Here is a 9643-nt window from a genome sequence, read left to right on the forward strand (position 1 = left end):
GCACGCCCGGCACCCGTCCCGGCGGTGCGCCCGCCGCGCGCGCCGGCGGCTCCCCCGCGTCCGGGGCGGTACGGCAGGCGCCGTCCGCGCCCGCGATGCCTGCGCCCGTGCCCCGGACGCCCGCAGCCCCCTCATCCCCTTCGGCCCCTTCGGCCCCTCCGGCTGCGGCATCGCCGGGCGGGTCCGCCCAGGGTGCTCCGGCTGCCGCCGCTCCTGCGGTGCAGCGTGCGGGCACCGTCGGGCCCGCGGGAACGGGAGCAGCGGCGGCGGGGACGGGAGCGGTGCCGAGCGGGGGTGCCGAGGGGCCCAGTGGCCCGACCGCTCCGCCGGGGCCCGGCGCCGTCGCGGGTCCGGCACCGGCTCGCTCCGCTACGTCGTCCGCCACGTCCGCCACGCAGGCGAGCACGCCCGCGGTGCAGCGCTCCACGGCGGGCGTGACGTCGGCGCCCGCACCGACACCGGCACCGGCGTCCTCCGGTGCGTCCTCGGGGCCGGGCACTCCCGTGGTGTCGCCCGAACCGCCTTCGGTCGGGGCAGCGGTTGCGCCGCTGCCCGTTTCCGGCCCCCGGCTGACTCCGGTCGCGCCGGGCTCGTCGTCGCGTCCGGGGTCGCTCACACGCGCCCAGCGGCGGGCGCCGGCCGTGCAGCGGAGGTCGCTCCCCGTGGCCCCGCCGGTCGCGGCGGCCTCGCGCGGTGACGCACCCGCGGTGCAGAAGGCACCCGCCGGGAACGCGTCCGGCACCACCAGGGGTGCGGCGGCCCCGCCCGCGCCGGCGCCCGCCGCCGAGCGCGGTCAGGACAACAGCGGCTCCGGCTCCCCGGCCGTGGCACCGGAGCAGGCGGCTGCTACCGGCCCGGTGCACCCGGCACCGGCAACTCCCGCCGCCCCGCGGGTCGAGCGCGCGGCCTCGGGTGCCGAAACGGCGCCCGCCGTCCAGCGGTCGGTCACCCAGGGCGGTACTCGGCCGTCCGGCGGCACCGACTCGCCTTCGGCCGCCCCTGCCCCGGCCCCGACGGCCCCGAACCCCGGCGGGAACGCACCGTCCGGCGACTCACCGGCGCCGACCGCACCGGGCGCACCCACCACTCCTCCGCAGAGCCGGACCGCGGCGACGACTCCGGCCGCGACCCCGGCTCCGGCCGCTCCTTCGCGCCGTAGCGCGGGAACCGCCCCGGCCTCCGGTACGGCTCCCGAGTCGGCCTCGCCGTCGCTCCCGGTCCAGCGCTCGACCACGGCCGCAGGCAAGGCGCCCGTCTCGGGCAGGACGTCAGCCCCCGGCAAGGCGCCGGCCCCCGGTCCGGCCACGAGTGCGTCCGCGCGTCCGGCTTCCGGTCCGGCAGCGGGCCCTGCCTCGCCGTCGGCCCCGGTTCCGCCGCGGACTCCGGCCCCCCGGCCGACCACGGCACCAGCCCGGGCCTCCGTCGACAACCCGCCCATGGCGCCGCGTTCGGCTCCCGACTCGTCGCCGGCCGCGGCCCCGCGGCCGGACTCGGGCTCGGCGACGCCGTCGGCTCCGACTTCGGCTTCGGCTTCGGCTTCGGCTTCGGTCCAGCGTTCGGCCAAGGCGTCCCGCCCGGCTTCCGCCCCCGCCGCGCCCTCGGCTGCCCCTTCGCCGTCTCCCTCGGCTGCCCCTTCGCCGTCTCCCTCGGCTTCTTCGTCGTCGTCCTCCTCGTCGGCCGCACCGTCTGCACCATCCACACCGTCCTCTTCCTCGTCGCAGGCCGCGTCCCCGGCTCCCTCGTCCGCCCCGGCTGCCGCGGCTCCTGCCCCGCGCCCGAGTCCGGCTCCGCGGCCCGGGTCGACGTCCGGCGGGGCGCCCGGCGTCGTACAACGCCGGTCGGCATCCGTAGACAGCCGTACGGGCTCGTCCACCGCGCCTTCTGTCCCCGCCCTCGGCGCCCCCGTGCAGCGGGCCGCCGCCGGCACCCCGGCACCCTCGGCCACCCCACCGTCCACGCCCACGCCCACGCCCACGCCCACGCCCCCGCCCGTGCAGCGCGCCGCGTCCTCTCCGCGCCCGGCAGCCGCGCCGGCCGGCAGCGCACCCCGCCCGGGTCTCGGCGCGCCGGTCTCCTCACGCCCCGCCGCACCCGCGGTCCCGACGTCCGGAACCAACCCCCCGGCAGCCACCGAGGCCCCCGCCCCGCCCGCGCCCGGCCCCTCGGCCACCGCGACCTCTCCCGCGCCCTCCTCAGCAGCACCCGTACCGACGCCCGAACCGGCCCAGGCCCCAGCCCCAGCCCCGGCACAGGCACCGGCACCGGCACCGGCACCGGCTCAGTCACCGCTCCCCTCACCCGGCGGCACGGCGACGCCCGCCGTCCAGCTCCGCCGCGCCTCCACGGGTCCGGCCTCACCGGCCGCCCCGGTCACCCCGGCGCGCCGCTCGCCCCTCGGGGCGCCCCTGACCACGCCCCCCACCGACGCCGCGCCGGTCGCCGCCCCGCCCCCGCGGCCCACCACTGCGACGTCCCCGGCCCCGGCGACCGCCCCCGTGCCACCGGCATCCGCACAGTCGCCCCTCCCCGCACCGCTGCCGGCACCCCTGCCGTCAGCACCTCCCGCACCGCTCCCGGCGGCACCCGCCGTGCAGCGCAGCATCCACCGATCCGCGCCCACCATGTCGGCCCTGCCGCCCATGCCGTCCGCCGCCACCCCGCCGGCACCGGCCCCCTCGGTCCCCACCTCCACGTCCGCCTCCCTCTCCGCTCCCGAGCCCGACGCACCCCTGCGCCCCCTCCCCGTGGCACGCCTCACCCAGCAGCCCGCTCCGCTGCCGGGCTCGCCGGCCGGTTCCGCGACGCAACCGGCCGCGCCGCTGCCGGCCGTGCAGCTGCCGGTCGTCCAGCGCTCCTGGTGGCGGAAGTCCGGCACGAAAACGTCCCTCACCAAGCGGACGACGCCCGCTCCCGCGCCCACCGCACCGGCGGCGCCGCCCTCGCGGCCCGTGCCGGCCGCGCCTCCCGCACCCCACGCGGCACCGCAGACCGCCCACCGCACCGACGGTCCGCCGCCCCCGTACACGCCGCCCGCCGCCGCAGGCGCCCCGCCGACGCCCCCGTCCGGTCCGCCGGAGTACGAGGCGATCCCGCCGGGCGCGTTCGACCCGAGGGAGCTGACCGACTTCCAGCTCGACGAGCTGGTGCACCGGATCATCGGCCGGATCACCCGGCTGATCCGTACCGAACTCCGCCTGGACCGCGAGCGGATCGGCAAGCTCCGCGACCCCCGCCACTGAGCGCCGGCGCACCCCGGAGCCGGTCGCGGACGACGGGAGCCCGCCGGAGCCCACCGGGAAACACTGACCAGAACGACGACGGAAACGAAAGAAGGGCCCACCCTCGATGTCCCGCCAGGACCCGGGTTCCACCATCTGGTTCACCCTCAGCATCGACGGCGAGAGCCTCGGCTACTTCAACGGCTGCGAGGGGCTGTCGTCGCAGGTGGAGGTCGAGCACCACCAGGAGGGCGGCAACAACGGCTTCGTCTGGCAGTTGCCGACCCGCGTCACGTTCTCCACGATCCGGCTGACCCGTCCGCTCACCCCGGACACCACCAAGGTCGCCAAGTGGATCTCGTCCGTGCAGACGGGGATCAAGCGGCCCACCGCACAGATCGCCGCGCTGCGCGCGGACGGGTCCGAAGTGGCCCGCTGGGGGCTGATCGACGTGCTCCCGGTGAGCTGGACCGGCCCCACCCTCGACCCGGCGAGTCCCGCCGTGGCGACCGAGGTGCTGGAGATCGCCCACCACGGGTTCACGGACTGAGGGGAACGGGAGAGATGGCGAAGGGCAGCAGGGGCGGCGCCGGCAAGAGCCTGGTGCGGGCCACGCTCGCGATCCACCAGCCGCCGAAGGGCAAGAGCAGGACGCCCGGCGGGATCATCAAGACGTTCGGTTTCGACTTCAACCCGGCGCAGCTGTCGCTGACCCGCCGTGCCAATTGGAAGGTCACCCCCTCCCAGATCGAACGCAAGGGCCCGCTGCCGGAGTTCCTGGGCACGCAGTCCCGTGAGATGGGTGTCGAGATCTTCCTCGACACGTCCGACGAGCCGACGAGCAACACCGTGCTGAAGAAGGTCGAGGCGCTGCTCTCGTGCTGCGAGGTGACGGCGCAGAGCGTCGCCGCCAAGCAGCCCTCGCCGCCGTGGGTCGTCTTCCAGTGGGGTTCGTTCTCGACGGCCCGCTTCACGGCGTACGTCAGCTCGGTGGAGGCGAGTTACACGCTGTTCGGGACGACCGGTGTGCCGATCCGCGCCACCTGCCGGCTCCAGCTGCACGAGATCCCGAGCCGGACCAAGGGGCAGAACCCGACGTCGGGCGCGCTCACCGCGCAGCGCGTGCACCGGGTCGTGGCCGGTGACTCGCTGCAGTCGCTGGCCTGGCGGGAGTACGGCAACGCGTCCGCCTGGCGGGCCATCGCCGAGGCCAACGGCATCGACGACCCGTCCGTCCTGCCGACCGGTGTCGAGCTGGTGCTGCCGTCCGCCGAGGAGGTGCGTGGCTGATGGTGCAGTCCGCGTTCTCCAATGTCATCGACGTCAAGGTCGGGGGCGCCAAGCTGCCCCCGGAGTTCGCCGCCGACCTCGTGGACAGCTATGTCGACCAGGGTGTCGGCGTCCCGGCGGCGTTCCGGCTCACCTTCCGCGACCCCTACCGGCTGCTGCTGGGCAAGCTGAACATCACGTTCGGCACCAAGGTGGTGCTCGCGCCGGTGGCGGACGGCGAGGGGGCCGGTGATCCCCTGCTGACCGGCGAGGTCACCGGTCTGGAGGCCGACTACGACGGCACCGGCAGCTTCACCGTCGTGCGCGGCTACGACCTCGGGCACCGTCTGCTGCGCCAGCGCAGGGTGGCGGCGTACCGCAACCAGAGCGCCTCCGACATCGCCCGCAAGCTGGCCGGCCAGGACGGGGTGCCCATCGGGCGGATCGAGTCGACGCGGACGGTGTACGAGTTCATCAGCCAGTCCAACGTCACCGACTGGGACTTCCTTGCGCGCCTCGCCGACGAGAACGAGATGGTGATGTCGGTCGACGCGGACGGCAAGTTCCAGTTCGTGAAGCCGAAGTCGGCCTCCGGGGCGCCCTCGCCGAGCACCGACGGCGAGAAGAGTCCCTTCGTGCTCCAGGCGGGGCACGACATCCTGCGGCTGCGGGCCGCGGTCACCGCCGCCGACCAGGTGGGCAAGGTCGAGTCGCGCGGCTGGGACGTGACGACGAAGAAGAAGCTCACGGCGACCGCGCCCGCCACCGAGAACCCCGGCATCTCCATCGGCACCACGCCGGGTGCCGCCGCCGCCAAGTTCACGACGGCCAAACTGGTCGAGACGGGCACGCCCTACGACAAGCAGAACGAGGTGAAGTTCGCGGCCGACGCCCTCGCCGACGACGTGACGGGCTCGTTCGGTGAGCTGGAGGTCGTCGCGCGCGGAAATCCGCTGCTGCGTCCGGGGGTTCCGGTGGCGCTGGCGGACGTGGGCGTCCCCTTCGAGGGCAAGTACACGGTCACCTCGGTGCGGCACGTGTTCGGCGACGGCAAGCACTACGAGGTGTGGGTGACGGTCAGCGGACGGCAGTGGCGTTCGCTCTACGGTCTCGCCTCGGGCGGCTCGGACACCGCGCCGCGGCTGCCCAGTGTGGCCAACGCGCTGGTGACGGACGTGAACGACCCGCTGAAGCAGGGGCGGGTGCGGCTGCAGTTCCCGTGGCTGGACGACCGTTACGTCAGCGACTGGACGCGGACCGTGCAGATGGGCGGCCTGGACGGCGGCGGGATCTTCCCGATGGACGTCAACGACGAGGTGCTGGTCGCCTTCGACCGGGGCGCCCTGGACCATCCGTTCGTCATCGGCGGGCTCTACAACGGCCGGGACAAGCCGACGACCGTCAGCGACGTGCCGCTGCACGACGCGGTGCGCAAGAAGGCGAGCCGGCACACCGTCTCCGACCGGGACGGCAACCGCATGGACCTGCTCAGTCAGAAGACGGGCGGCCGCAAGCAGGGCGTCCGTCTGGTCTCCGGGGACAAGCGGCTGACCATCAACCTGGACCGGACGAACACCGAGATCATCGTGGACAGCAAGGGCTCGGTGACGATCAAGGGCAGCCGGTCGGTGTCGGTGGAGGCGGGCACCGACCTGTCGCTGAGCGCCGGGCGCAGCCTGACCCTCAAGAGCGGCGGCCCGCTCAGCATCCAGAGCGCCAGCATGGTCAACGTGCGGGCGGCGGGCGAGATCGGGGTCACGACCGGCGGCGCGCTGAACCTGACGGCGGGCGGTATCGCCAACCTCACCGGCGGGGGCACCGTACAGATCTCCTCGGCCGCCAACACGACGATCAAGGCGCCGACCACCATGGTCGCGTCCCCCGTCTTCGGGGTCACCACCATTCCCGTGCCGATGGTGATTCCGTGAGCCGTCCCTGGGGCCGCAGCGGCCCTCGCGGCCGTTGCCGCCGTTGCCGTTTCCGTGGAAGGCGGGTGTGGTCCTGATGGCCGAGCAGTTCGTGGGGTCCGGCTGGTCGTTCCCGTTGCGCATCGGGCCGACCGGCGGGATCGCGCTGGTCAGCGGCGAACGCGAGATCGAGGAGGCGATCCGCCTGGTGCTGTCGACGGCGCCGGGCGAGCGGCCCATGCGGCCCGACTTCGGCTGCGCCATCCACGATCTGGTGTTCGCCCCGGTCAACGAGCAGACCGCGGGCCGCATCCAGCACGAGGTGTACGTCAGCCTGGACCGCTGGGAGCCGCGCATCGAGGTCGACGACGTCGAGGTGTCGGCGGGCGGCGACCAGAGCGTCCTGTACATCGACGTGCGCTACTCGATCCGCGGCACGAACAACCCGCGCAGCCTCGTCTTCCCGTTCTACGTCATTCCGTCCCACGACGAGCCGGACGGCACCGCCCCGGCTCCGGAAAGCGACCGCTGATGGCACTGCCCTCCCCCAACCTCGACGACCGCCGCTTCCAGCAGTTCGTCGACGACGCCAAGCGCTACATCCAGCAGCGTGCTCCGGAGTGGACCGACCACAACGTCTCCGACCCGGGTGTGACCCTGGTCGAGACGGTCGCCCACATGGCCGACCAGATCGTCTACCGGCTCAACCGGGTGCCGGAGAAGAACCACCTGGCCTTCCTGGACCTGGTGGGGATCACCCTGTTCCCGCCGTCGGCCGCCCGCACGGACGTCACGTTCTGGCTGTCGGCGCCGCAGGAGGAGCCGGTGGCGGTGCCGGTGGGCACCGAGGTGGCGACCGTGCGCACCGAGAGCGAGGAGGCGGTGGTCTTCGCCACCGAGCGCGAACTGACCGTCGTACCGTGCGAGTTGCGGAACCTGCTGGTGCAGCACCGGGGCGAGGCGGCGGTGGACCGCACCCATGACCTCGCCGAGGAGGACAAGGACCTGCTGTGCTTCGCGGAGTCCCCCGACCCCGGCGACTGCATGCTGCTCGGCCTGTCCGCGGCGGTGCCGCACTGCGCGGTCTCCCTGGACCTGGACAGCCGGGTCGACGGTGTCGGCGTGGACCCGCGCCAGCCGCCGCTGGTGTGGGAGGCGTGGACGGCGGACGGCTGGCAGTCCTGCGAGGTCGACCGGGACGGCACCGGTGGTCTCAACCGCCCCGGTGAGGTGGTCCTGCACGTCCCCGGCGGGCACGTGCTGTCCCGCAACGCCGGGCAGGAGGCGGGCTGGCTGCGCTGCCGGGTCACCGAACCCCACCCCGGCCAGCCCTTCTACACCACCTCCCCCACCATCCGGGCCGCCGAGGCGTTCACGGTCGGCGGCACCACCGGCACCGTGCACGCCGAGACCGTGTACGACGAGGCGCTCGGCGAGTCCACCGGGCTGCCGGGGCAGCGGCTGCGTCTCACGCACGCGCCGGTCGTCGGGGACGACCCGCCGGTGCTGTTGCAGACCGCCGAGCACGACGGCTGGGTGGACTGGCAGGTCGTCCCGAACTTCGCCGCCTCCGGGCCGGAGGACCGGCACATCACCCTGGACGCGACCACCGGCGAGATCGCCTTCGGCCCGGCCGTGCGCGAACCCGACGGCTCCCTGCGCCAGTACGGGACGGTGGCCCCCAAGGGGTCGCCGATCCGCGCCCGCCGCTACCGCACCGGCGGCGGCCGGGCCGGCAACGTGGCCCGCGGCGCCGTGCAGATCCTGCGCACGTCCATCCCGTACGTCTCCGAGGTCGCCAACCGCGAGGCGGCGCGCGGCGGGGTGGACGGGGAGACCGTGGAGGAGGCGAAGGTCCGGGCGCCGATCACGCTGCGCGCCCAGGAGCGGGCGGTGACCCTGCGGGACTACGAGGAGCTGGCCAGGCGCGCCGCCCCGGAGACCGCGCGGATCACCTGCCTGGAGGGCGAGGAGGGTGAGCACGGCGCGTACGCGGTACGGGTGCTGGTGGTGCCGCAGGCGGTGGCGGACCCGGGCGGCCGGCTCCGTTTCGAGCAGCTGGTGCCCGGTGACGCGCTGCTGGACCGGATCACCCGGCACCTGGACGAACGGCGGCTGATCGGGACCAGGTTGGCGGTCGGCCCGCCCTACTACCAGGGTGTGACGGTGGTGGCCACGGTGCACGCGTTCCGGGGCGTGGACACCGACCGGGTGCGGCGGGACGCCCATGACGCGCTGTACCGGCACCTGGACCCGCTGACCGGCGGGGCGAGCGGCACGGGCTGGCCGTTCGGGCGCCCGGTGCAGTCCGGTGAGGTGTTCGCGGTGCTGCAGCGCGTGCCGGGCGTCGAACTCGTCGACCAGGTGGTCCTGCACCCGGCGGACCCGCTGACCGGCAAGCGCGGCGAGGCGACCGACCGCATCGACCTGTCCGCGCCGTCCCTCGTCTTCTCCTTCGACCACCGGGTGCGCGTGATCGGGGACGGTGCCTGATGCGCGGCTCGATCGACGGCCTGGGTTCGTCCGCGCCGATCGGCATGATGCTGCCCGCCGTGTTCGCCGACGACGACCTCGCGCAGCGGTTCGTCGGCGGGCTCGACGAGGTGATCGCGCCGATCCTGAGCGTCCTCGACTGCCTGGACACGTACTTCCGGCCGTCCCTGGCCCCGCTGGACTTCGCCCAGTGGCTGGGCGGCTGGGTCGGGGCGGAGACCGACGGCAGCGAGCCCGAGCCGCTGCTGCGGGCCGCCGTGGCCGCCGCCGCGTACCTGCACCGGGTCCGCGGCACCCGGCGCGGGCTGTCCGAGGCCGTACGGCTCGCCTTCGGTGTGGAGCCGGAGATCAGCGAGAGCGGGGCCGCCGCCTGGAACGCCCGCCCGCTGGGTCCGGTGCCCGGTGAGGCGCGGCCGCGCCTGCACGTGCACCTGCGGCTGCCCGACCCGACCCCCGCGGACCGCTACCGCCTGGACTCCCTGGTGGCCGCCGCCCGCCCCGCCCACATGCCCTACACGGTGCAGGTGACCGCGGCCGAAACCGCCGTACCCGCCGAACCCGCCGAAAGGACCCCCGAGAGATGACGACCCCCCAGAACTGCGCCGACTGCGGCACCCGCGCGGAACCGGGCCAGTCGTTCTGCGACGCCTGCGGGGCGGTACTGAGCTGGACGGACCCGGCGGCGTCCCGGGCGCCGTCCGCAGCGTCCCGGGTCCCGGCGGCGGCCGGGGCCGCCGACGCCGCGCAGGGGCGCGG

The 9643-nt window shown here is 75.0% G+C and carries 8 protein-coding genes and 2 pseudogenes; 8 read left to right on the forward strand and 2 right to left on the reverse strand.

The annotated features are described in order from the left end of the window. Window positions 1-616: pseudogene (locus tag ACFC02_RS40050) on the reverse strand (hypothetical protein); the annotation flags it as partial. A gap of 177 nt (window positions 617-793) precedes the next feature. After that, window positions 794-1699: a hypothetical protein gene (locus ACFC02_RS40055; protein WP_376367547.1), complete on the reverse strand. Its 906-nt coding sequence runs from the start codon at window positions 1697-1699 to the stop codon at window positions 794-796. An 889-nt stretch (window positions 1700-2588) separates the two neighbouring features. Here ACFC02_RS40055 and ACFC02_RS40060 point away from each other — a divergent pair. From ACFC02_RS40060 to ACFC02_RS40095, 8 genes and pseudogenes are all read left to right on the forward strand, one after another. Further along, window positions 2589-3239, forward strand: coding sequence for an extensin (locus ACFC02_RS40060; RefSeq protein ID WP_376367549.1), 651 nt, complete (start codon window positions 2589-2591; stop codon window positions 3237-3239). Between the two features lie 106 nt (window positions 3240-3345). Beyond that, window positions 3346-3768 carry a phage tail protein gene (locus ACFC02_RS40065; protein ID WP_360974891.1) on the forward strand — a complete coding sequence of 141 codons (423 nt, stop codon included), beginning with the start codon at window positions 3346-3348 and terminating at the stop codon, window positions 3766-3768. A 14-nt stretch (window positions 3769-3782) separates the two neighbouring features. Continuing rightward, window positions 3783-4508: a tail protein X gene (locus ACFC02_RS40070; RefSeq protein ID WP_376367552.1), complete on the forward strand. Its 726-nt coding sequence runs from the start codon at window positions 3783-3785 to the stop codon at window positions 4506-4508. Then, the gene (locus ACFC02_RS40075) at window positions 4508-6415 is read left to right on the forward strand and encodes a VgrG-related protein (protein WP_376367554.1); all 1908 of its coding nucleotides are present in this window, start codon (window positions 4508-4510) and stop codon (window positions 6413-6415) included. Before ACFC02_RS40070 ends, ACFC02_RS40075 begins: the two co-directional genes overlap by 1 nt. A gap of 76 nt (window positions 6416-6491) precedes the next feature. Continuing rightward, window positions 6492-6926, forward strand: coding sequence for a GPW/gp25 family protein (locus ACFC02_RS40080; RefSeq protein WP_376367556.1), 435 nt, complete (start codon window positions 6492-6494; stop codon window positions 6924-6926). Next, complete coding sequence (locus ACFC02_RS40085; RefSeq protein ID WP_376367558.1) at window positions 6926-8887, forward strand: putative baseplate assembly protein; 1962 nt, start codon at window positions 6926-6928, stop codon at window positions 8885-8887. Before ACFC02_RS40080 ends, ACFC02_RS40085 begins: the two co-directional genes overlap by 1 nt. Then, the gene (locus ACFC02_RS40090; protein WP_360974906.1) at window positions 8887-9471 is read left to right on the forward strand and encodes a phage tail protein; all 585 of its coding nucleotides are present in this window, start codon (window positions 8887-8889) and stop codon (window positions 9469-9471) included. Before ACFC02_RS40085 ends, ACFC02_RS40090 begins: the two co-directional genes overlap by 1 nt. Next, window positions 9468-9643: pseudogene (locus ACFC02_RS40095) on the forward strand (zinc ribbon domain-containing protein); the annotation flags it as partial. The gene ACFC02_RS40090 and the pseudogene ACFC02_RS40095, both read left to right, overlap by 4 nt.

This window comes from Streptomyces sp. NPDC056160, from assembly GCF_042268205.1.
GTDB lineage: Bacteria > Actinomycetota > Actinomycetes > Streptomycetales > Streptomycetaceae > Streptomyces.

Coding starts and splice junctions, on each gene's coding strand:
- ACFC02_RS40075 (WP_376367554.1), top strand. CDS start 4,508: ATGGTGCAGTCCGCGTTCTCCAATGTCATCGACGTCAAGGTCGGGGGC.
- ACFC02_RS40065 (WP_360974891.1), top strand. CDS start 3,346: ATGTCCCGCCAGGACCCGGGTTCCACCATCTGGTTCACCCTCAGCATC.
- ACFC02_RS40085 (WP_376367558.1), top strand. CDS start 6,926: ATGGCACTGCCCTCCCCCAACCTCGACGACCGCCGCTTCCAGCAGTTC.
- ACFC02_RS40070 (WP_376367552.1), top strand. CDS start 3,783: ATGGCGAAGGGCAGCAGGGGCGGCGCCGGCAAGAGCCTGGTGCGGGCC.
- ACFC02_RS40090 (WP_360974906.1), top strand. CDS start 8,887: ATGCGCGGCTCGATCGACGGCCTGGGTTCGTCCGCGCCGATCGGCATG.
- ACFC02_RS40080 (WP_376367556.1), top strand. CDS start 6,492: ATGGCCGAGCAGTTCGTGGGGTCCGGCTGGTCGTTCCCGTTGCGCATC.